The organism is Variovorax sp. GrIS 2.14 (assembly GCF_046115955.1).
Taxonomy (GTDB): domain Bacteria; phylum Pseudomonadota; class Gammaproteobacteria; order Burkholderiales; family Burkholderiaceae_C; genus Variovorax.
In genome coordinates this window covers 25,094-50,167 of sequence record NZ_JBJXIA010000018.1, presented here as the reverse complement: position 1 = coordinate 50,167, position 25,074 = coordinate 25,094, and the positions used below count along the sequence as shown (strand labels likewise).

The window sequence follows — 25,074 nt, the reverse complement described above, 5'->3', positions numbered from 1 at the left end:
TCAGTTGGCCGACGCTGGCGAGGACGTCAACGACGACGATGCTGCGGGTCGCAGTTCATAGACCGTCGAGAAGTCCACATCCCGCGCCACGAAGATCTTGATGACCTCACCCTGGTTCTTGTAGAGGCTGGGCTTCAACTGGCTGCCTTGCTTGAGCATCTCCTCGACGATCGACTTTGTCGTGCTGCCGGTGTTGCTCAGCTGGGAGAGCGTGCCCTGCGTGCCGATGTTGTAGGTGTCGCCGTAGGCATTGCCGCTCGCACGCTGCGACTGCTTGGCATCGTCACGTGCGATGTAGATCTGCTTGGCGTCTTCGAACAGCGAGAAGAAAACCGCCCCTGAGAAGCGTTCGAACCACTTATTGTCGACATAGCCGGAAGTGCCCGCACGGCCCAGCGCATCGGTGCCGGGCGAGTTCAGCTGCACCGATACGAAGTTTGGTGTGACCGCGCGCGACCACAGCGTGAAGATTGTCGACTGGCCTGCTTGCAGACCCTGGGTGTACTCGCCTTCCATAGTGGTCCCCGCCTCCATCAGCACGACCTTGCCATCCATCGACATCACCGGCGTGCTCAGGAGGCATTTGAGGAAGCCGGGTTGGTCGGTCAGGATGACTGTCAGCAGCGTGCAGTCCGGTAGCGTGCCTTTGGCCAGGGTCATGGACGGATTGCGGTTGATGGTCGCGCTGGTTCCCGGGGTGATCGTTGCTGACAGCGCACTGGCCAGCGCGTTGGTGCCGCCCTGCGGCGTCGACGCGCCGGGTAGACCCAGGCTGACTGCTGCGGCGCCGAGCTGCGCCGCAGGCGTCGTGCCGGTCTGTGACACCGCCAGGTTGATCGCACTCTTGCGCCGCCGATCACGGACGCGGTCCTCTTCCGACGGTCCGTTCTGCGCCGCCTGCTGCGCTGCCTCGGGTTTCTTCTCCGGCTCTGGACAATTCAGACCTATCGGCAAGCGCAAGCCGCCGGGGCACTCGACATAGGACGGGGGAGCCGGGGGAGTACCGAGCGCCAGCGGCACCTTGACCTCTGGTGCCGAGAGAGGGCGGCTGTCAGTCGCCGCATCGGTTTTGGCCGGAGCTGGAGCACCGAAAAGCCCGAAGTAGTTATTCCGGCTCGCGATGCCGAACAGGATCAGCAACGCCGCCACGCTGGCGGTGGCGACGAGGATCAGCTTCTGGCCCGGTGCGACTGCGCGCTTGCGCTCGACAAGGCCCTTGCGTTCCTCCTCGGCCACCGGCGCATCTTGCTTCTGCTCGAACATGCCTAGCCTCCCGGTTCACGAATGACGCGCTGGACTTTGCCGCTGGTTGTGCCGGTGGGCGCGGACTGGATGGGCAGGGCCTGCGAGTGGTTGGAGATGCCGGCCACCAGCTTGCCGCGGCGCAGGATCAATTTGGAGACCACGCGATGCAGCACCATCGTATCGTCCTCGACGTGGTAGTCGACCAGGCTCTCGGTCCCGTCCGGCTCGATGATGAAAGCCGCCGGCAACGGGTTGGCCGCAGAGAACAGCATGTACGTCTGCCGGCCGTTGTCGTGCATGGCCAGTGGCTGCAGTTCCTGGGGTCCAACGATCCAGTAGTCGTAGTTCAGGTTGCCCTCCAGCGCGGAGGCCTTGAGGTCGGCTTTGATCTGCTTCTTCTCGGCTTCCTGCTTCGCGAGGACCATGACTTTTGGCGTCGCCTCGTCCTGCTCGGGGTACTCCAGCCTCACCCAGTAGGCGACATTGCGCGCGGTGCGGCTGATCGTCCTCAACTGGAACAGGTAGCTGCGCTTGTTGGTGAAGAGCGTGAGGTTGGTGTCCGCCTTCACGTCCTTGGGCTTGAGCACGAACAGGTTGCCGTTGATGGCCGCGTGCCAGGCATCGCGATCACCCATGGCGAAGTCCTTTATCTCTTCCTTCTTGCTGAGCTCGATCGTGGTGACCACACCTTCTGCCGCAGAGATTCGGATGATGTTGTCCTGGGCGTAACGCACGGTCTGGATGCGGGCGTCGCTGGCGGACGGCACGGTGCCGACCTCGGCACGGCTTGCGCAGACAATCGCGGCAACGCACGCGAACGCCAACGGACGCACAAAGCGTTTCATCGAACGACCGCCTGCGGCATTCCCACGTTGGCGGGTGTGACGGGCGCTGCAGCGGGCACAGATGAAGCAGGCGCAAGGCCGGCACCGCCCTGCCCGGCCAATCCAGGCGCAGCTGCCCCTATGACCTGCGGAATGCCTTCCTGATCGCGCCGGTAGTTCACAGCGCAGAAGCCGAAGGCGTTCACATGCAGGTCGCGGATCTGCGAGGGAATGTTGGTGCGGTCATAGCGCACGGTGAGGGTCGAGATGTAGCGCGTGCGCACCGGTGGCGCAACGCCACGCGTGACGGTCTTGTCGAAGCGCACCTGGGCCACGCGCAGGTCGTCCTGGTCCGTCGGCAGAAAGGTGATGTTCTGGATCTCGGCACGCTCGGAATCCGTGGGCGCCATCGTCTTCACCGGCGACTGCGCATTAATTTCGGGGTTGAAATAGTTTTCCCAGTCGGCGCGCACCGGGCCGCAGGACATCAGGTACGCCGTCTTGTAGTTCGCTTCGGCTTCGCCGCGGGTAAAGCCTTCGCGGGCCAAAACATAGCGGGCAACGTCGGAGAGCAGGATTTTTTGATCACGGTCGCGGGCGATGTTGATGGTTTCGCCGGGGGCCTGCACGTCATAGGCACCGGTGGCGTTGTCGACGCGGATGATGGCCGGAACGAATTGCTTAAGCGGCAGCAGGACGTTGACGCTCAGGACGCTGAGCCCGCCCAGAATGCCGCACGCCCAGGCGATCTTCGCGTTACGTGATGCGCGGCGCTCGAGGTCCAGGCGGGATTGGGTGTCCCAGTCGATCGCCTTGGCGAAGTAGGTTTCTTTGTCCGTCATTTAGCTGCCTTGGACGCGGGCGACGTAAGGGCGGCGCCATTGATCGGACGTTCTTCGCCGGTGGGCCAGCCGGGTGGCGGCTTAGGGCCGGCACAAGCTGCGAGGAACACCAGAAACATCAAAGCGGTGGGTCGAAGGATGAACTGCATCTGTCCTCTCCTAGTCGGCCTTTGACCTGCTCAGCAGCGACTTCGCATGCGTGAGATTCGTCAGGCCAGCGCCAAAGGAGCCGCCGCTCCCGCTGGTCAGCGACGAGCACATCGTGGGGATCTGAAGGAACATGAAGAACATCGCCAGCGAGATAAGAAGGATGGGGATGCAAATCGCGGCAACGTTGAGCCCTTCACCGCTGGCACCCAGCAATCGCGCGACCATTGACAACACACCTCCACCGCCACTGACGCCCCCTAAGGTCGTGTTGAGCTTGGTGACATAGCTGTGCACGATGCCGATAAACATGAAGATGAACAGCGCCGAAAACACGTGATAAAAGACGAAATAGAGCGCTGTGTTGAGCCACGAGTAGAAGTAGTTCCGGGTCTGAGGCAGAACAAGCGCCAACACGAAGAAGGGACCAACGGCCAAGACCATGCTCAGCCCGATCTTCGAAAAGATGACAGAGAAAAGTGCAGCTGCAAGAAGGAGATAGACCGCGACGATGACAAGCACGCCCATGAGGAACAGCGCAATGGCTGGCCCAAACGCCAACTCCTTGATCAAACTCGTGCCAGCGGTAAACATGGCTGAGACGAGATCCACAACTTTCTCGTTCACCTGACCCAGCAGGTCTGGCGCGCTGCCGGACGTGGCACTAAGCGCGCGTGTCAACTCGGATGGAAGTTCGAACAGCGGCGTGGCTACCCATGACAAGTAGCCATTCCCCATGACATATAGCACCACCATGAAGCCGACAAACTTGAGAAGCCAGTCTGTGATCGGCATTGCCACCTTGCCCTCGATAATCAGGTAGCACCAAATCAACATGCAAATCCCGAGAAGCACCCACGCGATAGGAATTACGTAGCCGGAAATGCCGGCTGAAGCGCTTTGATAGAACCCGCCGAGGGCTCGCTCAAAGTTGTTGTTTATATCGCTGATGATGTTGTCGCCCACGTCGCTCTCCGCATCAGAATCGGATGTTGATCGGCTTGGAAAGCTTCCGAACTTCGTCCTGCGCGTTACATGCGGACAGGCGCTTGCCGTTCTTCTCGACTTCACTCTTGCAAGCGGCGTTGAGTTCAGTGAGCGGGCCCAGATTTCCTTTGTCTGCCTCAGCTGCGATATACACAGGATCGAATTTCGCGGCTTCAACAGGTGACTCCTGCTTACCGCACCCAGCAACCAACACGATTCCAATCAGCGTCGCAGATTGGACAAGCGTTTGTTTTTTCATGATCTTCAGAACCTGATGCCGCCAGCCGACCCACGCGTCATGCCGGCATTAAAGTTATCGATCGCCGACTGCTGCTGAAGCCGTCGGTCTGCCTCTTCCATTGCCTGGATGGTCGACAGCTTGATCTGCTCGTTCTGCATACGCACCGTCTCCACCTGAATACGCGCCTGCACCTCCGAGATCGCCTTCTGGTCCGTTGACAAGTTGATGGAACCCACGAAGGTCTGCAGGTTCTGGATGTTGTCCGAGGCCTTGCGATAGCCCATGTCACCGATCTGCTTTTGCAGCGCCAACTGCTGCCACTGCTGCGTGCAGGTCGTGCGCATTGCAGGATCACTGTTCAGCTCGGCACAGCTTCGCAGCTGGTTCGCACGTACGATGTCGTTCACGGAGCCCGAGATGCCCGCGAACGATCCGCCGCCGCCATTCTTCAGTGCCTGCACCGCGCCGACATAGTCTTGTGGCAGGTACTGCGTGAGCAGGTCGTTGTTCATCAGGCTGCCCAGATTGCGCATGCCCTGCAACGTCCCGTAGACCTGCTTCATCTGGTCGAGCTGCTGGCCCATGGATTTCAGCTGCTCGGTCCATTTCATGATGGTCTCGATCTGGTTCATGGTCGCCGGCAGATCGGTGGTGACCGTCACCGGGACCTGTGCATGCGCGCCAGTGCCCGCACCGGCAAGCGCCGCGAAAACGGCGATGCCCGACAACAGACGCTTCGTACGTTTGAACACTCTCATCACACTCTCCTTTTCAGAAAAATGGGCAACCACACTTTGGGATCGGACCCAACCTCATCAATCGCGGCATTCATGACCTCGACGTTGTCCAGGCTCGCGGACAGGATGGACAGCATGTCGTCCATGCCGCTCAGGTCCATCTTCACGACGACAGACTCGGCCCCCTTCTTGAGCAGGAACTGGCCCGAGTTCTCGGGCGTGTTCTTGATCAGGTGAAACTCGCGCGGCGTGAGCTTCAGACCGTCGATGTAGTCGGCCTGCTCGGCCTCGCCGTTGGGCAGAAGCAGCTGCGTCGGGAACTGGGAGAGCAGCGTGCTGCCCAGTGGCGAGCGACTGATGTCGCTGGGCTCCTGGGTATCGAGGCCGATGACGCCGTCTTCCTTGCGGATGGTCTTGCCCTTGTTCTCGATGAAGGTCTGCATGAGCGGGTCCTTCAGTGCCCGCCAGGCTTCGGCGATATCGATGATGTGCGGTGAGCCCGAGGCGTTCTGCGCGATCTTGTGGGTGAGGTAACGCAGGATGGGCGTGCGCGCTTCCTCGATGTCCAGGAAGTTCGTCATGTCGAAGCCGAACGTGTCGGCGCCCTCAAGGTCGAACCGGTCCTCTGCGTTGTCCAGCACCCAGGCGAAGGCGCCGTCATCGCACCAGCGGCCCAGCGCATTGAAGAGGCTGTTCTCCCTGTGCGTGGGCAGCGAGTCTCGGACGCGGGAGTAACGGCGGTCCTTCGGGTCCAGGTCATAGACACGCCGGATGCTGCGCAACAGGTCTTCCTCGTCTTTGTGCGTCATGGCGTACTTGCCATCGAACTGCGCGTTCCAGGAGAGGATGCTCAAGATGACTGCGATGTTCTCCGCTGTAGGCGGCAGGGAGAACGGGTTCATTCCGGTGGGCTCGCCACCGGCGATGCGGAAATAACGCCCGCCCATGGCACGAATGCAGATCTCTTCGCCGTAGTCCTTGTCGAAGCTGAAGATCTTCAGGCGCTTGCCGCGGGCCATGTGCTGCTTGCGTGCAAGCAGCCGGAGCGCGAGCTTGAGTACGGTCTTGCCGCCACCCGATCGCCCGACGATCTTGTAGTTCCCAAGCTCTTTGCGATGCGCCTTTTGGGCGGACGACGCGGCGCTGTCGTTTGCCAAACCCTCCTCCCCGCCCTCACTCGGAACAGAAAGCTCGTCTTCATAGTCCAGCCGGATGCCCTGCTCCAGCAACCGGTCGCGGCTCACGTGGAAGTTGAAGAAGTAGGCACTGCTGGCTGCGGTCTTCAGCAAGGCGATGGGCGCACCCCACTGGCTCCCGCGGTCATTGCCCCGCGGGAAGTTATGCATTGGGTAGAACTTGGAGAAGTTCTTGCTGCTGATGGGCATTGCCCGGATGCGCCCGTATTTGAAATTGCCCGGCAGCGTGCTGAAGTACGCGCAGATAAGCGCCCCGCCACGCTCGCGCGACATGTTCATGCTCTTCTGGTCGAGCAGCGTCACGGCTGCGTTGACGCTTTGGTTCAGCTCTTTGATCGAGTCGCCGTAGACCACCAGGATCAGCTCGTGCTCGAACATCGAGAACTTGCCGGCCTGCAGCTGTGTGCGGGCAGCCGCCACCTCCGTCATCTGCTCTTCGTTGTCGCTGGTGGACTTGATCTTGTTGTACTGGGTCTTCAGGAGCGCATCGGCTTTGTCGAAGGCCATTACCGTGATCGACTGGGACAGCACGTACTCAAAGGACGACGACAGCAAGCCATCGAAGACCTTGGCGTCCAGTTGCTCCGCGCGGTACGGCGCGACCAGCGTGAGCACCGCCGCTAAGCGCGATCCCGACGCCCCTTCGATCTCCACCGTCTCGGCGCCGAAGTTCAGCGCTGCCGTCTGCAGGTTCTGGCTGAGCTCGTGCGCGTCGAGGCGGATGTGCCGGTCGGTGTTGTTCAGCACACGGCAGTAAAACTCGGCTGTGCGCGAGCACAGCGCGCCTTGGTTCGAATACGTGCCGAGCCTGCGTGGGTGGTAGCGCTTCAAGCTCGCCATCAGCTGGGCCGCCAGCTTGGACAGCTCATCGCGTGCGCGAAGGCGCAAGTCGGTCATGCCCTCGCTCGAGCGCTTGGAGAACCGGATGCTCGCGCGGTCCGCCTTGTTGCCTGCGAGCCGATAGACGGGCGATACGAAGAGCCGGTTGACGAACTGCTGCTCGCCGTCGAACTTGGCCGCGTACTGCCGTGCGAACTCGGTACTGAGGTCATTGTCGTAGTCGATACCAGAAAGATCGAAGCGCACGCGCCGGCGCTCCAGATGGCTCCAAAAGGCAACGTTCGGGCTGCGTGCCAAGTTGTTCATCGCAGAGAACCATTGCTGGTTCAGGTTGTCGAGTTCCTTGTGGCCGATGGTCTCGAACGGCAAGCCCTGCACCTCAATGGTCTGCGTCAAGTCGCCTTCGTAAGTCACGACGGTGTGGTCGTCGATCTGTTGCGAGTACGGCAGGCAGCTGGCGACACTGCGCTCGGTCTTCGTGTTGGGGACTGCAGACATCAGAGGGCCTCTTGCCGGTCGCGCCGGCCACGCCGGGTGACATGCGGCGTGAAGCTCACGACGCCGTCGCCATGTGCGTTCTTGTTCTGAGCGAACCACCGGTGCCGGTAGCTCGCCATCAGGTCACGCACCCAGAACGGGTTGTCGTTGGTCTTGAGGACAAGGACCATGTGCAGTGGAAGGAGAAGCAGCGTCCAGAAGCCGAAGAGGCGCATGCCCAACAAGAGCAGCATGCACTCGGCGCCGAAGACCGGCAGCGGCACATAGGCCTGAAGCACGGGCGCCTGCGGCCCGCGGTAGATCACGGCGCGCTCCAGCGCCGGCTCTTCATAGCGTGCTTCGTAGCGCGATTCTGTGTCGGTCATGCCAAACCTCAGAGATTCGAGACGCCTGAAGACGAGCCGCCCACCATGTCCTTGATGAACTGGATGATCGCGACGACACCGAAAGCCAGCGCAGTACCCAGGAGCGCCTGGAAGAAGATCTTCTTAGGATCGTCGCGTCCCAGCCAGTTGCCGGTGACCCAGTTCAGCAGGGTCAGCAGGCAAGCGATAGCGCCGATCACGCCGACAACGGCGTAGAGGGCGTTGAAGATGTTGACGCCGGCCTGCTTGAGGCTCTGCGCGATTGCAGGGTCCATAGCCAATGCGAACGCACTGACGGCGCCTACGAGCCGGGCGATGCTGACCGCTCTTTGTACCCGCGCAGGGTCGATGGTGGACAGGGCTGCGGTGACTTGCTCTTTCATGAATCCTCCGGAAGGTGGTGAACGGTGTGATGGTCGGGATGGACAGAACTAGAAGCCGGTAGGCTTCCCTTTTTCGAAGATGTCGGGAGATTCGCCGGGACGCTCGGGCTTGCCGGATGGCGTTGGCGAAGCGGCCACGGAGAAAGGCAGCGTCGCCTTGTCGTTGGCCGGCTTGGGAACTGGAACGCCCCCGCCGATCTGCACCTGTGGCGGTGCACTGCTCATGTACGCGAAGATGCGGTTGGCGTAGTCGTCGCTGATGGCACGATCGACACCACCGGAGTTGTAGCCACGCAAGGCCGCCCAAATAGCCGCAACGCCGGAGTACCCGGAAGCGGATGCCCGGTGATAGAAATTCCACAGGATCTTCTGGCCCACGGCCAGGTTCTGGCAAGCATCGAAAGCCTGCTCCCATGTCATGCCGTAGAGCGTGACGTTGCTCACATGGATCTGCGCCAAGCCAACCGAAAATTTCCGGCCTGCTGCGGCCAGTTCTTTTGCTGCGGCCACTGCCTCGAGCAATGAAGCCGGTTGCTTCACAGCACCCTGCGAGCGATCCAGACCGATCGCGAACGGCTGCCAAGCCGACTCGCTCCGCACCAGCGCCTGCATCAGCACCGGCGAAACTTGCGGTGCGCACTCGTCTAGCAAAGCAGCCATCGCTACCATTGCGGTTCTCCGAAATATGGTTACGGGTGTGCCTGCCGCTGCCGCGCCTTCCGGATCGCTGCGCACAAGCTCGTTAGAACAAACAACTTATTGAAACAAGTGAACGCAACAGCAAAAATGAGCGCTCAAACAAATCAGTTGAAGTCGTTTGATTCGTCTGACAAGACTATGCCAGCCGCCGGGGCCTTGTGCTGCTAAATTTACAATTCGAGACAATCCACCCACCAATGAGCGAAATTCCAACCTCTGACGACGAAGCAAGCTCCCGGGCTGTCGAACTGGTTCGAGCCCTTCTGGAGCGTCACGATCTCCCAAAGCACCGCCACGCATCGTTCGTCGGAGAGTTTTTCAATCTGTCCCGCGCGGCCTCGCACCAGCGCGTGAACAAGAGTTCGGCTTGGACACTGGACGACTTCCAGAAGCTTGCGAATCACTTCGGCGAGAGCCTGGCGCAGGTCTTGGGTGCAACCTCGTCCACTGGCATCGAAGCCACGCTCAATGTCGGTGGGCTGGCGGTCCCCTGCCGAATCTGGCTCGAAGATGATTCGGAGGCCTCAGGGTTCGCAGTAGCCGGGATCGATGATGCCGACTCCCATTCGCCTCGTGTTCGCGGGTCGCTCGTGGCAATGGAAGAAGGGGGCGTTTATGTCGTAGTCCCCGCGACCGCAGCGTCTGGACTCAAAGCCCGTGGCATTGCCCGGTTGGAGATCGACCAAAGCGAGACACCTGCGCGGCGTGTCGCAGTATTCGACGACGAGCGCGATGTCGCGAATTCGGTCTGCGAGATGCTGCGTGCCGCCGGTATTGACGCGAAGGCTTTTTACAGCGCGGCCGACTTTGAAGACGCGATCTCCAAGAACGAATTCGACGGCTACGTGGCGGACTGGCTGCTTCCAGGTGGTGCAACGGCCGTGCCCTTCTTGGTCGCTGTCCGGGGTCTGCCAGACCACCGGGCGCTCGTAATCCTGTCAGGCAAGACACGCAACGGCATGGCCGATCCAAGCGAAGTGGGCCAGGCAACCATTCGATTCAAGGCGCAGATGGTGGAGAAACCGGTCCTATGGCCACAACTCGTGTCCGCCCTCTTGATTGATGGGCTAAATGCCACCAGACCCGCAGGTTCTCAACTGGCTTGATCAGGACTTCGTCGAAAAGATCGGGCGGTATTCGCTGACGAGAAGCGGTGATGGCCACGATGTAAGTGTTCTGGTTGGGCCCGGCTTCGCGGCGGATTTGTTCAGCCAATTGAACGCCGTCAGATCCAGCCAGATCGAGGTCGAAGAATGCGGTCTCAAAGGTATGCCGGGCAAGAAGCTCGGCGGCCTCGCCCGCGGACCGTGCAACCTCGCACGGATGGCCATACCCTTCTACAAGCGCAGCGATCGAAGCTGAGACGTCTGGCCGGTCGTCCACAAGCAGCACCGGACCATCCGGCGTAGCGTCCGACGGCAACTCATTGGCGTCCTCGTAAACGACTGGGATGGTCACCGTGAAGCGCGTTCCGTCGCCTTCCCGGACGTCGACCTGGATCTCGGCGGCAAGATGGCTTAGCACCGTGCGCACGACAGTCAGGCCGACGCCGGAGCCGTCCTCACGCGGGCGCAATTGCTCATCGCGTGTCAGTGGCGTGTGAAGGCGCTCAACGCCGGCCTGCGGCAACCCAGGACCCGTGTCGGCAATGACAAACACCATCAGTCCCGTCGGCGTATCCGGCTCGACAAGTTCCAGCGACACCTCACCGACCTGTGTGTACCTCAATGCATTGCTCACCAGGTTGGCCAGCACCTGGCTGATGCGCTGCACATCCGCCCGTGCAAAGACCGGGTGCGCCGGAAGGTTCATCGTGAACTTCAAGCCTTTTTCGCCGGCCGCATGCGCGGCGACCTCGGCAACGTCTTTCACAAACGCCGTGGCTTCGAACGATTCAGGATTGCCCTCGTATCGTCCTGACTCTCCTCGAGCGATCGTCAAAAGGTCGCGCAGCTGAACGCCCAGCATCAGAGAAGCGCGGCGGATCCGGGCCACCGCCGTGCGTCGGGCAAATTCGGGTGTGCCGAGTTCGAGCAGATCCACTGACGACACGATGACCTGCAAAGGAGAGCGCAACTCGTGGCTCACCATGCTCAAAAACCGCGCCCTGGTGTTGTTCGATTCTTTGAGCGCAGTTTTTGCCTGCCCTTCTGCAGCGAGTGCAGCTTCGAGTTCGGTCGCGCGGCGCTGGTCGCTGCGTCGCTTCTTGATGATCGAGCCAAGCCAGCCGAGCAAAAATACCGTCACCGCAAAGGTGAACCAGCGCCTCTGTCGCAGCTGTTCGATCTGCTCTGTGCGGTCGTACTCTTCCCGCTGGCGCGCAGCGTTGGCAAACCCCTCGACTGTGCCGTCCATGGCGCTGAATGCTTTCAAGAGATTGAGCGCATCGGAACGCATCAACACGTCCCGTTTCATCGATTGGCGAATCTGCGCGTCAAACGCTGCGATGGCTGCCGCCCGTTCATCGAAGCCCGACACGGAGCGCAAGCTTTCGTGAAGCGGAGATGGGTCTATCAGTCGCTTGGTTCGCGAGCTCAGGTTGTTCGCGCGCTGCTGCAGTTCCTTCATGTCCGGCGGCGCAACAGACGCTGCACTGTCGTCTTGCGCGGCAACGATCTGAAGCAGTTCCTCGCGAAGCTTGCCGAATTGGATCTGGTACTGCGATGCGGACCAGTAGACGCCCTCATCCGGCTTATTGCTGAGCCCCGACCCGTCCGAAGCAAATCCCCAGACGATGACCAGCAGACACAACACCGGAAACGCAACGTTGACGGCGTAGAGGTTCCAGCGGCTGCGCAAATCTCGCATCACTTCATTCCACATCGATTCGACAGACCTGCCATGCCATACGTGCCGCCATGCTCGGGGTACGCAACTCGCTGTACCGGTCGCGAGGATAGACGATGAACAACGGGCCAAAGTCATCGGGTTGAAGCCGAACACCGTTCTGCGCATACGCGAGGATCGGCTTGAATTTGAACAGGTCGCTCAACGGAATCGTGACGCCGTAGTGGTTCAGGGCAACGACGCTTATCGCGCCCGCCCGACCTGGCCCAAGGCCGAGAACATCGCTGAGCAGGGGCCCCTCGAAGCGGCTGACCCCCTCGGTCCAGTCCGTGCCTGTTTCAATGGTCGCGACAGGCAGCGCAAGTACCTGTGCTTCAGTCAACTGAACGAGCGTAGAGGGTTGCGCTGAAGCAGCCGGTATCGCGGCGGCTGCAGGCGCGGGTGAGGCCGATGGGGAGGGCATCGTCGCAGCGACCGGAGCAGCCGGTCTTCCCACCGTCAGGAAAGCATCTGGCGCGCACTGCGCCAACGCCGCTTCGCCAGATGACAGCAAAGCGGCTCCGCAAATGAAGTAGGCCAACAACACCGTTCGCGCCATCATTTCGAGCACCCTGGGCAGCGGCCGCGGATCTTTCGGGAACACATGTAAGCATGAAGATCTGCGCCGCTAGCGATTCACTGTCGCTTCGCCGGACCGCGTGGCTGTAGGCGGCGGGCGCATCCTTATTTGCGCCGCCAGCCTGAGGCGCGCAGCGGTCCTATCGATCTTTGTTTTGACGACTCCGGACTCAATGCGTTGATCGCGAAGCTCGAGCGCCGCGAATTTCTTGGGCTCGCGGCTCATGGCCGCACCGAGTTTGGTGGCGTCGTCGGTGAACAAGGTGATGTCGTTGCAGGGACGTGAGATGGCTACGTAGAACACCGCACGGTTGCTGGTCAGGCTCTTGGTGTTGGCATCCACCAGCACCCGGTTCTTGGTGAGGCCCTGCGCCGAATGGATCGTGGTCGCATAGCCGTGTTGCAAGTGGATGGGTCGGCTGCAGTCGATACGAAGCTCATCGCGGGCGGTGGCGTCCTTGCTCGTCTTTTGCAGAGACACGTGCGTGGCATCCACCGCAGCGACCTGATAGCGCTCACCGTTGAAGATGCCGAGCATCTTGTTGTTGGCCGTCACGCGCACCCAGTCGCCTAGTGCGAAGTCGACGGTCTCCTTTTCGTAGACGCGAAGCATCGACTGCTGTGATGGATCGAAGACGACCTTCTGACCATTCTCGCGCTGCGCGGTGAGGGTGTTGCGTTGCAGGTCATGGCTTACGACGGTGAGCTGTTCACCCTGGGTGAGGTCCTTGCCATAGGTCCGCTGCGGCACGAGGATCTGACCGGCCTCGTAACTTTGCGCGGAGCGCAGTTCAGCACGGGTCATGTCGACGTTGTTCAGCACCTCAACTGGCTTGCTGCCCTGCAGCGACAGGCCTTCCCTCACCCGCGCATTGATTGCGCGGCGTGCGTCGTTGGTGCCCGCGACGATCAGGGTCTCGCGGCGTTCGGCCTCGGGCAACTGGACATAGGCCTCGGCGATCTTCTCGTGACGTCGTGCGTCCTGCCGGACCTCCACGATGGCGTTGTGAAGTACATGGACCGCGCGTGGCACCTCGTTGTTGGCGGCATGCACCACGGCCGCCCGGATTTCCTCGTTGTTCTGGCGCTTGATCTCGGTGAGGAAGGCCTTGGTCATGCCCGCGTCCTGCAGCTGCTCGAAGGGTTTGCCGGCCTCGACCGCATGGGTCTGCTTGCGGTCACCGCTCAGCACCAGCCGGGCATCCCGCTTTTCTACGATCGCCATCAGCTTCTCAAGCTGATGCGCAGGGGCCACACCGGCCTCGTCAAGGAAGATGATCGCGTGCCGGTCCAGCCGCTTGTGCTCACTCACGCGTGCAAGGAAGGAAGCCAGTGTCTGCGATGCCATGCCCATCGATGCCAGTGCCTCGTTCTGCGACGCGTAGGGCGCGAGACCGATGACCCTGTAGCCATGCTTGCCGGACATGCGGGTCGTCTCCGCCTTGATGCCCGCCACGGCCTTGCTCAGCATGTGGCTCTTGCCGGTCCCGGCCAGACCCTGGATGCCGATGACGCGGTCCTTTGCGGTGAGCACCATGGCGACGGCCTCCCGTTGGCCCGCGTTCAGGTCGCCGGACGCCAGCATGGCCGCGGCCGTTTCGGTCGACGCAATGGGAGGCACCGCGCCGCGACCCGCCTTCTCCATCGCGAGGATGTGGAGCTCGCTGCGCCGGGCTTCCGGTGTGGCAAAGCGCGCCTCGGAAGCTACCAGTGCCCCGCGCTGGATCGCAGAAGCCACGGAAGCCTCCGCCTGCAGCTGCGTCTGGCCGCGACCTGCCATGGTGAGCGCCACCCACGACGCGCGGGTCAGCTTCTCCATGTCGTCATGCCCCTTGAAGCGTGCGGCATTGGGATCACGCGCCAGCTCGCCGGCGCTGATGTTCAAAGAGCGTGCAGTCTGGTACAGCGGCAATTCAGGCAAAAGGCGTCCATCAGTCGCTGCACGTCCAAGTGCGGCTCCAACGACGGCTGGGGTTGTGCGCGTGGCGGCCCGTCCATAAGCCACCTCGAGCAACTCGCCGCGCGAGAAGATGCCTTGCCGTTCGGCCAGATGCGCGATGGCGAAGTCGATTGCATCGTCCGCGGCTTTTTTGCTCTTGCTGTTGCCAGTCAGGGTCTCGCTGATGGCTTCACCAGCCTTGCCAACATGGTGACGCACGGCATGGACCAAGCCACTTTGTGCATCTAGATCGACCCCGGCTTCGCGCGCGGTGTACAGCCAGTGCGCGCGCAACCACGCGCGGTCGCTCTCGGTCTTTTTCTGCCGCGTGGCCAGCGTGATGATCTGCTTCTGTGCTGTCGTGGCACTCCCACGGTCCTGCCCCCGCATCGCAAGCAGTCGCTCGATCTCCTGGCTGCGCTGGCTGAAGTGCTGGATGGCCGCATCGGGAATGTGCGCCAGCTCCCAGCCGCCTTTGCGCGTCTCGCGAAGATCGAAGCCCAATGCTTTGAGTTCAGCCGCAAGCGTAGCTCTATAAAACGCACCCACCACCTTGACGTTCTTGAGCAGGTCCTCGTTGGACAAGGCTCGCCATTCGCCGTCCGAGCGCCGCGTCAGGTTCATCACGATCGCATGCGTATGCAGCTGCGGGTCCTGCGCGCGCGACAACTCATGACGGAAGGTTGCAGCCACCAGGTTGCCGGTCCGTTCACGAAACGACAGGCCCGCCTGCTTCTTGCGGGTCGCCGCAAACTCCTGCATCAGCTCCAGGCTCTTCTTCACCGCCGCGTCGTGCACCGCCACGATCCGCGCATCGCCCTTGACCAGAGCCTGGATGCTGACGGACTTCGGTGCGCTGAAGGTGAAGTCGATGCCTTTCCTGTCCTTGCTCGCTTTGGTCTGGCTCAAACGGATGCGCTTGCCGTTAGGCAGTTGGCCATCGAGCAAATTCTGGAAGGTGTCGCAATCGATCGCAATGGCGCCGTCCAGGCCCAGATCCAGCACACCGGCGCCTATCCATTCGCCGCGGTGTCCCTCCTTGCCGTAGTAGTCGTCGGAGGTTTCGAAGTAATGCGCGGCGCCCGCAGCACTGGTGACGAACTTGAAGGAGAGCATGAACTTGCCTTGCGCCCTACGCGGTAGCGGTTGCGGTTGTGGTGGCGGGCGCCGGTGCCCCGGATACCGGGGCCGTGAACAGCAGGTTGCTGGCATGCGGTCGGTCATGGAATCCGTCTGCCATGAGCATGGGGGCGACCACCACGGGCCGTGCCTTGTACTTCATGGTGACGCGCGCCACGGGATAGTTGCCCGCCAGCTTCACGTAGCCCGTCAGGTTCGGCAGAAGATGGAACTCAGCTGGCGAGACCAAGCGCTCGGTGTCCTGCCGGTGCGAGAGCGTGCCCTTGCCGCCGGCGGTTCCAACGGACACGCTCGGCGCACGCCGTAGCACTGTGTGCTCGCCGATCCCTCGCGAGAATTCCTCGGCCGTGTACGTGTCGAGTTCACCGATGCCGCAGAGGAACGCACTTCGAAAGCAGTTGCGCAACGTCAGCGCATCGTCCTTGCCGTAGGTGTCGTTGAGCTGCGCCAGCGACTGCACGCCGGGCATGATTCGAAGGCCCTTCTTCCGGCCCTTGGTGGCCGCATCGATGATGTAGTTCAGCTTCTCCAGCGAGTCAAGTTCGTCGCAGACCAGATGCATACGCCGACCAGGTTCCTCGGGCATCGACAGCACGCTGGCGCACGTCACATCGACCCAGCAGGATATCAACGGCTTCAGTGCCTGCAGCATGTCCTCACGCCATGTGATCCAAAGGCTGCCATGGCCGCGGTCGAGCCAGTCCCGGAACGAGAAGTCGCCCGACGGCAGGTACTTGTGCGGCGTGATGTACTGGGTCAAGACCGTACGGATGCTTGCCAAGGTGTCCGGCGCGCCATGAAAGCAACCGGCGGCCGGTGTCCCTGCAAGAAGAGACTTCAAGTCGTCATTGCTGGCCGTCGTGAGCCAGTAAACGAGCCGCTCCGTTGTGCCGGCCCCTTGCCGGAGCAACATCGTCAAGGTCTCGCTGACGATCGTGCGGCCCATGCTGTTCCAAGTCTCCTGCTCGGTCGACGGGCTGCGCGGGATCAGGCTGATGGCGTATTGCTCGCAGTCGAAGCTGGTGCGGATCTCGTTGAAGATGCTCCAGCCCTGGCTTCGTTTGTCGAAGGGGTTCAGGATCACATCGCCGGGCTTGTAGAAGTAGCGCATCGAGGCGCCGTCCGGATCCACGCAGATGATGCGGTCGCGGCGTGCCGCAGCACTCTCGATGTAGTCGCTGATGCACACGCTCTTGCCGGTGCCGGTCGAGCCGCCGACGAAGAACTGGGTGTTCTCGACGTCCTTCGGAATGGGTATGCCGGCGAAGCGCAGCTGCCCTTTGCCTTTGCGCGTCTGTGCGGCCAGCAGGATCTGGCTGACCATCTTCGGCCCACGCAGCCGGGTCACGAAGACAGAACCGCCGAAGTGGTTGGCATAGCGCTTGGCGCAGACCGCGAACACCAGCACACCAAGCATGAGGCCGACCGCTGGACCGATCCACAGCAGCGGAATCCATGGCGTCTCCTTGGCTGCGTACCAGAGCCCCTTGGCGAATAGCGGCGCCGGCAATCGGTAGCAAACCGCCACACCGGCAACCCAGCCGGCGGCGATTGCCGCGAAGACGACAAGCGAGAGCTGTGCCCGCAAGCTGTTGTCAGGGGTGCGATGGTTGACGAACATGAAGCCCTCACCGCGCCTTGAGGTAACTCTCGATGGCAGCGACGTCGAGCGCCTGATCAGCCTGCGCTCGCACGCTGTCGCCGACCGACCTGCGGACCATCACGTAGAGGCCGCAAAGAATGCTCAACATCATCTCGGGATCGCCTCGGTCGTTCCCGCTCTCGCGCAATCGCTCGATGCCGTCGCCCAGGCGATCGAGGTCGCTACGGATGTCTTGCAGCACGCCGACGTTGAGCTTCAGCGCGTCGAAGTAGACCTGCTTGATGTGCGAACTCAAGCCCGATACGCCGGAGGCGGCATGGGCGCGCTGCAGCACCTCGGCTTCCTCGTCGTTGAACTTTATCGAGACGATGCTGGCCATAGTCATACCTCCTCAGCAAGCAACCATGCGGGTTATCGGGGGCGGGGTCGTACCTCGACAATGTCCGGTCATACCGGACTTTCGAGGCTGCATGCGGGTTTGCGGGCACCTGGTAGGTGCGTATGGTGTATCGACCCTAGGCGCGTCGGTGAACCCATTGCCCTTCGCAAAAACGCAGTCTTTGGTACGAAAAACGGGTCGGCCGATCCGAAGGATGGGCCGAGAGCGTGACAGCAGGCCGAAGGCAATCTGTGGCAAGACTGCATCCTTTCTGCGTCCGAAATGCATCCAGACTGCGTGCAATGTGCGTGCACTCTGCATGCTGAGTGCACCCTTTCTGCACCTCAACTGCACCCAAGGTGCATCCTCGAAAAAAAGCACTTTGATACATTTGAACAAGACATTTCCGGCATTCATGCGCAAAATATAGTCATCAATGCTCGTTTTGACCAGACCCCATGGCCCGCTCGACTCCACTTGTTCTTCTTCAGCAGCGCACCGCAGACCTTGTCACACAGGACTTGCGAAGCGAGTCCACAGTCATCCACAGACTCTGCGAACCGATCCTGGAGGCCGTCCGGGTGGGTCATTCGCACCGTTCGATTCACCAAGCCATCACCGCCGGCGGACTCCAAATCACCGCCGCGAACTACCGCAGCGCGCTGCAACGTGCACGCAAGTCGCAACGCAGTGGAAGTCTCGCGAGTCCTGGCGAACCGCACCGCGACGAGCGGCCGGTGGACGCTGCCGAGCGTGCTGATGCAACAGACGGCTTCGATGCGCCATCACCCGCGTTGGAAACATCCGTGAAGTCGGGGCTTTCGCATGGACGCATGTCAGTGGTTTCGTCGAGCGATTCGACCGGCACGTCTTCCGCCACCCGCGTCATGGACTCCCTTCGCCGCGCACAGGAAGTTGCCTCCAAGGACTACCGGCGCATCGCGATCGACAACTACCGCCAGCGTCTTCGCAACCCTTCCCCGAAGGACCTCACATGAAAATCTGCGTCTTGAACCTTTCCGGCAACGTCGGCAAGAGCACGCTGGCCGTGCACCTGCTGGCGGCGTACGCCCCCGGTGCCCGCATCGTGAGCGTGGAGTCGGTCAACGCGACCGCGGCTAACGATGTTCAGGGACTTGATGTCGAAGCCCTGAGCGCGAGCCGCTTCAAGGAAATCTTCCGCGAGATCATGATGGGCGACAACGTTATCGTGGACGTCGGTGCTTCCAATGTCGCGGCATTCATGACCGAGATGAAACGCTTCAAGAGTGCCGTGGGTGAGTTCGACCTGGTCCTCGTGCCCACTGTGCCAGCGGACAAGCAGCAGCGCGACACCATCGCGACGATCGACTGGCTGCACGATCTGGGTCTGGATGCGCACAAGGTCCGGGTGGTCTTCAACCAGTACGCGAGCGATGCACTGGACCCAGTCGACATCGTCTATGCGCAGGTGGTGGGCTATGCCGCTGCAGGCGGCAGAGAAAAGGCCGTGTTTGAACCCCACGCAGTCATCGACCGCAACGAGGTCTATGAACTGGCCAAGGAAACCGGGCAGTTCGTTCGCGAACTGGCGGGCAGCACGACCGATTGGAAGGCTGCACGCGGCGAAGCCAAGCGGGCGGGCGACATGGACGCGCTGGAGCGCGCCATGTCAGCGCAGATGACACAGGACCTTGCAAGGACGGCCCATGACAATCTAACGCGCGTCCATGCACTGATCTTTGCGGATCACAGCGCGACCGAGCCCGCTCCGGCGGGAAGGAAGCACGCATGAATCCAGCGAGCGCCCAGCATGCCGCACTGCGGCTGCTGCTGGAAGATGTCGATCCTTTGCTGCAGCGTGCCGAGGAAGCGACGCAGACGCTGACGAAGGTGCGCGAGGAACTGAATGCCGACCTCACTACGCTGGGCGAACTGGTGCAGCGTTCGATGGATGTTCAGCCGGCCCTGCTGGAAGCCGGCAGGAAGCTCAACGGCTCTGCGGCGCGCATCGAGGCGGCCCTGCAGTCGGGCAAGCAATCAGGATGGCCGAGTGAATCGGGCGGGGTGCGCCCAACGTCGAGCAAACAAACCTTATGGGCTGCGTGCGCGGGCAGCGCGCTGTTGTCGGGACTGCTGGTCGGCGCCGTGTCTTGGGCAGCCGCCGGTCCTTTGTTGGAGCAGGCACGCATCGGCCGGGCTTTGCAGATGGCGTGGCCATCGTTGGATACCGCAACGCGAACCAAGGTCCAGACCGCGACGCGATTGGAGTGAACATGACGAGCACTGGTCCCAATCTTCGTTTCCGCATTGCACGTGAGCTGGCCAAGCGCGCGCATGACTTATCAAAGGCAGCAGGCATTCATCTGCCAAGCCTTATCCGTTCGATGGTGACCTTTATGCGCGTTGAAAACTCTTCGCCTGACCAGCAAGATAGTGTTCGCGCACGCTTTGCGGCCGCGTCAAACCTCGACACTTACGAGCCGCGCTACTGGGCTGAGATGACCCCGTTTCTGGATGCGGAGGTGGCGATTGCCATGTTGCATCAGACCGTCGCAGATGCCACCACATGGTTGGCAAACACAGCGACGGAAGGCAAGCAAGCGGGTGCACGCGAGGAAGAGGTCCAGCGCGTGACTAGCGAACGCGCTGAGGCCTGCTCGCTCCTTAGGAAGTTTGATCCTGAGGATGGCGAGTCAGTTGCCAGGGTGTTTGAACGCTTCCGCACCTCTCACGACAAGCTCACCGCAGCGGCGCCCAACCAGATCGGCCAGCTGCAACTGTCGAAGGACGAACTCGACGCCATCTATGAACATCGCATCCGTCCTGATGTGCTCTCGTGGGGTACGGCATCCAGCTCTCCGGCGGCTGTGCTGGTCGTTGGACAGGCTGGTGCGGCCGTGCTGTCGACCGCAGCGCGGCTGCGCAGACAGATCACTCTGGAGACGGGTGAGATGGTCGTGCTCAGCGACGACCGTTTGCGGCCGTATCACCCTGCCTGGCGCACGGGGCAAGGCGGCGAGCCACTGCACGCCGGGTCGGTTCATTCGGACATCGACTATTGGTTTGAACGCATCGTCAACGATGCAGGTCGGATGGGCATGCACCTGCAGATTGCGATGGAGCCACGCAACCCGCTGACAGTCCACAGGATGGCCGCTGCTTTGCGAGACGGCGGCTACACCGTACAGGCTGTCTTCGTCGTCACCCACTCCGACGACAGCGCACTCGACGCCACGGCCCAGTTCGAGCGCGTGCGTGCGCTCGGACTTCCCTCTCGCTTCGTTCTCGAAAAAGAACACGACATGGGCTTGTTCAATTTCCGCCTCGCTGTCGGCGTGGTGGAACAGTACCGCAGCGTAGACGAGCTCCAGCTCGTCTCGAGCGACGCGCGCGAACACCACGGGAACAGCCTGCTTCATGGCGAATGGCATCGGCCGCCGACAGCCCGGACTGCACTGGATGCGCTACAGAAAAGAATGCGCTCGCCCAAGTAGCTGGTCCGCGTGGCCTTGCAGTGGGAGACGCTGGCGCAGCGACTGACGAGCGACTCTTCCCTTCCACGTCAGGTCAAACGCCAGACGCAGGCGTGGCGCAACAAGGCCCTTAAGCGCTGCGAGGCCTTTGAAGAGGCAGCTGGCTTATTGCGATTAGCCCGCGAAGGTGCGGCCTTCAGGGCCATGGATCGCTTTGACTTCGAGAGGCAACATCCGCACCTCGAATACGCTACTGAGGAGATGGGGGCGGCAGTCATCGAAGCGGAGAAATACGATGCGAAGGAGAGCGCCCGCTTTCTGGCAAGTGCGCGCAAAAACATCACTCAGCGCATCGAGCGCGGCGACATGGCGCGCATCGCGGAACGGCAGGAGAAGATGCGCAGCGCTGCCCGTAAGTAGCACGGATCAAAAAAGCCGACGGCTCGGCCGTCGGCTTTGAGTGATGCGGAAAGAACTAATCCGAGAGATTTCCGCCTTCCTTGTTCAAGGCGTTGATCACGTCCTCTGCAGTGGAGCGGCGCAGCGGCGAAGGCAACCAGCGCGTGCCTTCCAGCTTGCTTGCACAGTACGCCACGACCTCGTCCTTCTTCAGGCCTGCGGTCGCCGCTCCGGGATCAATGCCGGTCGCTTCCTTCACCGCTTCCATTGCTTTGGTTTTGCTCACCCTGTCGAAGTAGGAAGCAGGCGTTGCCACCCACCAGTCAGCCATGTCGATGTCCAACGCCTCCACCAGCGCGTCGCTGTGGTTGAAGCCGCGCGGCCTTGCCGCGATGGCGTTCACAGTGCGCGCCGTGCAGTACGCCAGCAGTTCCAGCAAGGTGCTTTGCGGCTGCGCCAGCAGCCAGCGGAAGAGAGCCGCCGGGGATCCCGGCAGGCGGTCGCCCCACTCCGTTTCTGCTGCACCGAGCAGCGCTGCTGCAGGACTGTACGGGTACTCGCTCGCCTCCTGCGACAGCGTGCTGTCGCCGGTCATGCGCACCGTCATCTTCACGATATCGTCGCCCGCACCGTGCAGGCTGAACACCGTCTCCGCCATGCGGTGTACCAAGGTCACCAGCGCAATGTGCGGGTCCTGCATCAGTGCCGCCTGAATGGCAGCGGTGCGGTGTGCCGTCAGGTCACGCATCAAGGGCTCGCTGAACTCGGGCTTGGCTTTGGCGACCACGTCGCGCGGTGCGGATTCGTCGTCGCCTTCATCGCTCATTGCGCCGCGAGAAGCCTTGCGGTCCTCGGGCCTGACCAGCCCGCGCTGGACAACCACCTCGCCGTGCCGGTCGATGCGCAGCGTCGCGCCTGCGCTGGCCAATCGTTCTGGGCTCCACTGCAGCAAGTCGGCCCGTGCGGCCATCAGGTTCTCTTCGGCGACGTCGACCGCTTCGCACAATTGCCGTTCGATCTCGTCGTAGTTCTCGGCACTGTCATCGCCTTCGTCGAGGTGCTTCTCATAGACATCGGCATGCTGGCGCTGTTCGGCGGCAAGGCGCTCGATAGCTTCGGCTTCTTCGAGCGTCGGCTCGCGTTCCTCTTGCCGCACTCTTCCGTAGTGACGCAGCGTCATGGCATCCGCTTCGAGCATGCAGTCGCACCAAGACCAACCTTCTTCCTTGATCACGGCTGCCACGCCGCGCAGCTTTTCCATTGCCAGCGTTTGCAGAAGTTCTGGACTCTCGAGATAGACGCCGGAAAGGTCATCCGGTGAGGAGAACAGATCGCGCCGGACGCGGCCACCCTCCGCCTCGTAGTGGTCGAGGCCGACGAAGATCGCCAGACGGCTATCGGCGCTGATGGCTTCCGATGTGACGACCTCCTTGATGCGCCATGCGCTGCGGCTGTGGACGCTCAGGCCATCCCAGACGCTTTCCTGTGCGCTGTGGTCGTCAACGAGCGCCAGTGCGATCAGTTGATCCGGCTCGATTTCGTCTGCGCGATAGAGGTCCATGAAGCGCGGCGCCAGTCGGGCGAGCTTGAGGCGTCGCTCCACCGTCAGCGGCGAGACACCGAAACGGCCAGCCACCTGCCCCACCGTCAGGCCTTCATCGATCAATGTCTTGAAAGCCTCCATCTGGTCAGCGGGGTGCATGCCCTGTCGCCCGGAGTTCTCCGCCAGCGACACCTGTACTGCCTGCGCTTTATCGACGAGCTTGCACTCGACCGGCTGCGCTGGGGTCCAGCGGCCGCTGCTCACGAGAAGCTGCATGGCACGCAGCCGCCGCCCGCCGGCCACCACCGCACAGCGTCCATCGTCGTGCGGCACCACGCACAGACGCTGCAGCAGCCCCTGTGCATCGATCAGCGCGGAGAGTTCGGCAATGCCGTCGTCCTGATGCACCTTTCGCACGTTGGCTTCGCTGATGAAGAGCTGGTCCAGCGGCACCAGCACCTCGCGCTCTGTGAAGGTCGCAGCCGCAGGCGCTACGCCCAACATCTTCGCCGTGGTCGTTGTCTTTGTCGTTACGGCCTTCGCTGTTGTCGTTGCTGCTTTTGCTGCTGGCGGCACTTTGGGTGCCTTTGCCAACTTGGTCGTCTTTGTCTGCTTGCGTGCGCGCGTCCCCGTCTTGTTCTCTGGCGCACTGGGTTGGGTCATGACAGTCATTTCGGTTTCCTTTGCATTGAAGTTGCGTTGAAGAGATGCCGGGCTTCTAGATCTGGAGCCCTTCGGTGAAGGGTTGCGGTTCGCACGGACCTCCTGCCCGTTGCTGGCCGCCGTTCTCCTGAGTCTTCGCCCGGTGAACGACAGCGACGGCGGGGACGGGGGAGCAAGGGGGAAGCATTCGTAACGCGCCAGCGTTATGAACACCCCCTTGCAGGCGCAGCCGGTCCCACGGCACCGCGGGCGCAGAGTCACCGGAAATGGCGAAAGACACAGGAGCACGGCAGCACCGCCCGAGGCCTGCGCGCACCGCGACCGCCGCGCGGCGAGCGCCTCTACCTTCCGCAGGCAGGTCTGATCAGTGCAGTCCGGAAGTCCAAGGGACGCAGTCCCGACGCGCCAGGGATACGCAAGGCGGGCCAGCAGCCCCGTCCCCGCGAGGGGATGAGCGCGACTGCGCGAACCTGAAGCAGCCCGACCCGGCACAGCCGGGTGGCGCCCAATGTGCAGCAACGCCGACCCTCCGAGCGGCCCGCACCGTGAGAGAGTTCACGACTAGGTTCAACGATGGCCTGCACGCCCAGGCTGTTTTCACCGACGATGCGCGGGCAACAACAAAAACACCGGAGAAGTGCCATGACGCAGCCAGCATCGTCGAACCGACGATCCGAACACTCCGGTGAGCTGTCACCACCGAAGCCGCAACGGCCGTGGCGCCTATGCGGCACGCCATGACACATGAGGTTCACATCCTGGTCGACCTGGAAAACGTTCAGCCGCCGGTCGAGGTGCTGGAAGCCCTTGCGCCGGGCTATGCGAACGCATGGATATTCCACGGACCTCACCAGACCCGTTTGAGCAGCACCTTCGAGTCAAGCATCGGAAAGCGCGCGACACTGGTACCAATCACGCGGCGGGTTCCCAACGCACTCGACTTCCACCTGTCCTTCTATCTGGGCTATGTGGCGGCCAAGCACCCCGAGGCACACCTCGTCGTGATCGCCAACGACACGGGATACCAGCCCATGATCGACCACGCGATCACGTTGGGTTTCAAGGTAAGACGGACTGGGTATGAACCACCAGGCAAGCCAGTGGTAGCGCGGGCGACAAGCGCGACGACGAGAATCCCGAGTTCCACCACAGCCAAGTCAGCCACCGTGGTCGTCAAGCGCGCCCCTGTCAAAAAGGTCGTCCTGCGCAAAAGCGTCAAGCAGACACCAGTCGGTGCCGAGACACCGGCTGCGACGAATGCTTCAGCGCCCATCCCCAACGCGTATGAGCGTCTAGTCAGAGCATTCGCAAAGATGGGCGCAGGGCGGCCATCCCGGAAAGCGGGCTTTCTTCGTCACATCAGCAACATGCTCGGGAGCGCGGCCTCGCGACAGTCACTCGAAAACACTTTGAAGCACCTGCAAAACACGGGCGTTGCAGTGATCGAGGGCGAAAACGTTCGCTACAGCAGGGTCGCCGGAAATTGAAAGCCACTCTGTTGATCCGGCCGGGGTGCAATCGATGCGCCGCCAACACCCGTCCCG

At 61.9% G+C, this 25,074-nt stretch carries 24 protein-coding genes; 7 read left to right on the top strand and 17 right to left on the bottom strand.

Annotated features, from left to right (window positions below; all coding sequences use genetic code 11):
* The 11 genes from RCH10_RS22340 to RCH10_RS22290 are packed head-to-tail and all read right to left on the bottom strand — an operon-like array spanning position 1 to position 8,965.
* Positions 1-1,263 (bottom strand): TrbI/VirB10 family protein, encoded by a 1,263-nt coding sequence (locus tag RCH10_RS22340; protein WP_409054115.1) that lies wholly within the window; start codon positions 1,261-1,263, stop codon positions 1-3.
* A 2-nt stretch (positions 1,264-1,265) separates the two neighbouring features.
* Positions 1,266-2,090, bottom strand: coding sequence for a TrbG/VirB9 family P-type conjugative transfer protein (locus RCH10_RS22335; RefSeq protein ID WP_409054114.1), 825 nt, complete (start codon positions 2,088-2,090; stop codon positions 1,266-1,268).
* Entirely contained in the window at positions 2,087-2,911 is an 825-nt protein-coding gene (locus RCH10_RS22330; protein WP_409054113.1) for a virB8 family protein, read from the bottom strand. Before RCH10_RS22330 ends, RCH10_RS22335 begins: the two co-directional genes overlap by 4 nt.
* Positions 2,908-3,060, bottom strand: a complete 153-nt coding sequence (locus RCH10_RS22325) for a hypothetical protein (protein ID WP_409054112.1) — start codon at positions 3,058-3,060, stop codon at positions 2,908-2,910. The genes RCH10_RS22330 and RCH10_RS22325 overlap by 4 nt, the downstream gene beginning before the upstream one ends.
* 10 nt (positions 3,061-3,070) lie before the next feature.
* Entirely contained in the window at positions 3,071-4,024 is a 954-nt protein-coding gene (locus tag RCH10_RS22320; RefSeq protein WP_409054111.1) for a type IV secretion system protein, read from the bottom strand.
* Between the two features lie 13 nt (positions 4,025-4,037).
* The gene (locus RCH10_RS22315; protein ID WP_409054110.1) at positions 4,038-4,304 is read right to left on the bottom strand and encodes a hypothetical protein; all 267 of its coding nucleotides are present in this window, start codon (positions 4,302-4,304) and stop codon (positions 4,038-4,040) included.
* A 5-nt stretch (positions 4,305-4,309) separates the two neighbouring features.
* On the bottom strand, positions 4,310-5,044 hold the full coding sequence (gene virB5 / locus RCH10_RS22310) for a P-type DNA transfer protein VirB5 (protein WP_409054109.1): 735 nt from the start codon (positions 5,042-5,044) through the stop codon (positions 4,310-4,312).
* Positions 5,044-7,557, bottom strand: a complete 2,514-nt coding sequence (locus RCH10_RS22305) for a conjugal transfer protein TrbE (protein ID WP_409054108.1) — start codon at positions 7,555-7,557, stop codon at positions 5,044-5,046. Before RCH10_RS22305 ends, virB5 begins: the two co-directional genes overlap by 1 nt.
* On the bottom strand, positions 7,557-7,922 hold the full coding sequence (locus RCH10_RS22300) for a hypothetical protein (protein ID WP_409054107.1): 366 nt from the start codon (positions 7,920-7,922) through the stop codon (positions 7,557-7,559). Before RCH10_RS22300 ends, RCH10_RS22305 begins: the two co-directional genes overlap by 1 nt.
* A gap of 8 nt (positions 7,923-7,930) precedes the next feature.
* Positions 7,931-8,305, bottom strand: coding sequence for a hypothetical protein (locus RCH10_RS22295; protein WP_409054106.1), 375 nt, complete (start codon positions 8,303-8,305; stop codon positions 7,931-7,933).
* A 48-nt stretch (positions 8,306-8,353) separates the two neighbouring features.
* Positions 8,354-8,965, bottom strand: a complete 612-nt coding sequence (locus RCH10_RS22290) for a transglycosylase SLT domain-containing protein (RefSeq protein ID WP_409054105.1) — start codon at positions 8,963-8,965, stop codon at positions 8,354-8,356.
* Between the two features lie 236 nt (positions 8,966-9,201).
* Between RCH10_RS22290 and RCH10_RS22285 the strand changes: the two genes are divergently transcribed.
* Positions 9,202-10,110 carry a helix-turn-helix domain-containing protein gene (locus RCH10_RS22285; protein WP_409054104.1) on the top strand — a complete coding sequence of 303 codons (909 nt, stop codon included), beginning with the start codon at positions 9,202-9,204 and terminating at the stop codon, positions 10,108-10,110.
* Here the strand turns inward: RCH10_RS22285 and RCH10_RS22280 are convergent.
* From RCH10_RS22280 to RCH10_RS22260, 5 genes are all read right to left on the bottom strand, one after another.
* Positions 10,004-11,827: an ATP-binding protein gene (locus RCH10_RS22280; protein WP_409054103.1), complete on the bottom strand. Its 1,824-nt coding sequence runs from the start codon at positions 11,825-11,827 to the stop codon at positions 10,004-10,006. The two genes, RCH10_RS22285 and RCH10_RS22280, sit on opposite strands and share 107 nt — an antisense overlap.
* Complete coding sequence (locus RCH10_RS22275) at positions 11,817-12,173, bottom strand: molybdopterin-dependent oxidoreductase (protein ID WP_409054102.1); 357 nt, start codon at positions 12,171-12,173, stop codon at positions 11,817-11,819. The genes RCH10_RS22280 and RCH10_RS22275 overlap by 11 nt, the downstream gene beginning before the upstream one ends.
* 285 nt (positions 12,174-12,458) lie before the next feature.
* The gene (gene mobF, locus RCH10_RS22270) at positions 12,459-15,464 is read right to left on the bottom strand and encodes a MobF family relaxase (RefSeq protein ID WP_409054101.1); all 3,006 of its coding nucleotides are present in this window, start codon (positions 15,462-15,464) and stop codon (positions 12,459-12,461) included.
* A 16-nt stretch (positions 15,465-15,480) separates the two neighbouring features.
* Positions 15,481-17,109, bottom strand: coding sequence for a type IV secretion system DNA-binding domain-containing protein (locus RCH10_RS22265; protein ID WP_409054100.1), 1,629 nt, complete (start codon positions 17,107-17,109; stop codon positions 15,481-15,483).
* Positions 17,110-17,116: 7 nt separating this feature from the next.
* Complete coding sequence (locus tag RCH10_RS22260) at positions 17,117-17,470, bottom strand: hypothetical protein (protein WP_409054099.1); 354 nt, start codon at positions 17,468-17,470, stop codon at positions 17,117-17,119.
* 581 nt (positions 17,471-18,051) lie between these two features.
* Here RCH10_RS22260 and RCH10_RS22255 point away from each other — a divergent pair.
* Genes RCH10_RS22255 through RCH10_RS22235 form a run of 5 tightly spaced genes read left to right on the top strand, consistent with a single transcriptional unit; the run spans position 18,052 to position 21,345 of the window.
* On the top strand, positions 18,052-18,468 hold the full coding sequence (locus RCH10_RS22255; protein WP_409054098.1) for a hypothetical protein: 417 nt from the start codon (positions 18,052-18,054) through the stop codon (positions 18,466-18,468).
* On the top strand, positions 18,465-19,244 hold the full coding sequence (gene stbB, locus RCH10_RS22250; protein WP_409054097.1) for a StbB family protein: 780 nt from the start codon (positions 18,465-18,467) through the stop codon (positions 19,242-19,244). The genes RCH10_RS22255 and stbB overlap by 4 nt, the downstream gene beginning before the upstream one ends.
* Complete coding sequence (locus RCH10_RS22245) at positions 19,241-19,723, top strand: hypothetical protein (RefSeq protein WP_409054096.1); 483 nt, start codon at positions 19,241-19,243, stop codon at positions 19,721-19,723. The genes stbB and RCH10_RS22245 overlap by 4 nt, the downstream gene beginning before the upstream one ends.
* A gap of 2 nt (positions 19,724-19,725) precedes the next feature.
* Entirely contained in the window at positions 19,726-20,946 is a 1,221-nt protein-coding gene (locus tag RCH10_RS22240) for a zeta toxin family protein (protein WP_409054095.1), read from the top strand.
* Between the two features lie 9 nt (positions 20,947-20,955).
* On the top strand, positions 20,956-21,345 hold the full coding sequence (locus RCH10_RS22235; protein ID WP_409054094.1) for a hypothetical protein: 390 nt from the start codon (positions 20,956-20,958) through the stop codon (positions 21,343-21,345).
* 55 nt (positions 21,346-21,400) lie between these two features.
* On the opposite strand, the gene RCH10_RS22230 is transcribed toward RCH10_RS22235, so the two are convergent.
* Positions 21,401-23,530: a ParB/RepB/Spo0J family partition protein gene (locus RCH10_RS22230; RefSeq protein WP_409054093.1), complete on the bottom strand. Its 2,130-nt coding sequence runs from the start codon at positions 23,528-23,530 to the stop codon at positions 21,401-21,403.
* Positions 23,531-24,255: 725 nt separating this feature from the next.
* Between RCH10_RS22230 and RCH10_RS22225 the strand changes: the two genes are divergently transcribed.
* Entirely contained in the window at positions 24,256-25,017 is a 762-nt protein-coding gene (locus RCH10_RS22225; RefSeq protein WP_409054092.1) for a PIN domain-containing protein, read from the top strand.
* Positions 25,018-25,074 lie beyond the last annotated feature (57 nt).

Bases quoted from the DNA above. Each gene is read 5' to 3' on its own strand.
- RCH10_RS22300 (WP_409054107.1), bottom strand. From the start codon at position 7,922: ATGACCGACACAGAATCGCGCTACGAAGCACGCTATGAAGAGCCGGCG.
- RCH10_RS22240 (WP_409054095.1), top strand. From the start codon at position 19,726: ATGACGAGCACTGGTCCCAATCTTCGTTTCCGCATTGCACGTGAGCTG.
- RCH10_RS22340 (WP_409054115.1), bottom strand. From the start codon at position 1,263: ATGTTCGAGCAGAAGCAAGATGCGCCGGTGGCCGAGGAGGAACGCAAG.
- mobF (WP_409054101.1), bottom strand. From the start codon at position 15,464: ATGCTCTCCTTCAAGTTCGTCACCAGTGCTGCGGGCGCCGCGCATTAC.
- RCH10_RS22230 (WP_409054093.1), bottom strand. From the start codon at position 23,530: ATGACCCAACCCAGTGCGCCAGAGAACAAGACGGGGACGCGCGCACGC.
- RCH10_RS22245 (WP_409054096.1), top strand. From the start codon at position 19,241: ATGAATCCAGCGAGCGCCCAGCATGCCGCACTGCGGCTGCTGCTGGAA.
- RCH10_RS22295 (WP_409054106.1), bottom strand. From the start codon at position 8,305: ATGAAAGAGCAAGTCACCGCAGCCCTGTCCACCATCGACCCTGCGCGG.
- RCH10_RS22280 (WP_409054103.1), bottom strand. From the start codon at position 11,827: ATGTGGAATGAAGTGATGCGAGATTTGCGCAGCCGCTGGAACCTCTAC.
- RCH10_RS22305 (WP_409054108.1), bottom strand. From the start codon at position 7,557: ATGTCTGCAGTCCCCAACACGAAGACCGAGCGCAGTGTCGCCAGCTGC.
- RCH10_RS22315 (WP_409054110.1), bottom strand. From the start codon at position 4,304: ATGAAAAAACAAACGCTTGTCCAATCTGCGACGCTGATTGGAATCGTG.
- stbB (WP_409054097.1), top strand. From the start codon at position 18,465: ATGAAAATCTGCGTCTTGAACCTTTCCGGCAACGTCGGCAAGAGCACG.
- RCH10_RS22325 (WP_409054112.1), bottom strand. From the start codon at position 3,060: ATGCAGTTCATCCTTCGACCCACCGCTTTGATGTTTCTGGTGTTCCTC.
- RCH10_RS22290 (WP_409054105.1), bottom strand. From the start codon at position 8,965: ATGGCTGCTTTGCTAGACGAGTGCGCACCGCAAGTTTCGCCGGTGCTG.
- RCH10_RS22265 (WP_409054100.1), bottom strand. From the start codon at position 17,109: ATGTTCGTCAACCATCGCACCCCTGACAACAGCTTGCGGGCACAGCTC.
- RCH10_RS22335 (WP_409054114.1), bottom strand. From the start codon at position 2,090: ATGAAACGCTTTGTGCGTCCGTTGGCGTTCGCGTGCGTTGCCGCGATT.
- RCH10_RS22260 (WP_409054099.1), bottom strand. From the start codon at position 17,470: ATGGCCAGCATCGTCTCGATAAAGTTCAACGACGAGGAAGCCGAGGTG.
- RCH10_RS22330 (WP_409054113.1), bottom strand. From the start codon at position 2,911: ATGACGGACAAAGAAACCTACTTCGCCAAGGCGATCGACTGGGACACC.
- RCH10_RS22225 (WP_409054092.1), top strand. From the start codon at position 24,256: ATGCGGCACGCCATGACACATGAGGTTCACATCCTGGTCGACCTGGAA.
- RCH10_RS22285 (WP_409054104.1), top strand. From the start codon at position 9,202: ATGAGCGAAATTCCAACCTCTGACGACGAAGCAAGCTCCCGGGCTGTC.
- virB5 (WP_409054109.1), bottom strand. From the start codon at position 5,044: ATGAGAGTGTTCAAACGTACGAAGCGTCTGTTGTCGGGCATCGCCGTT.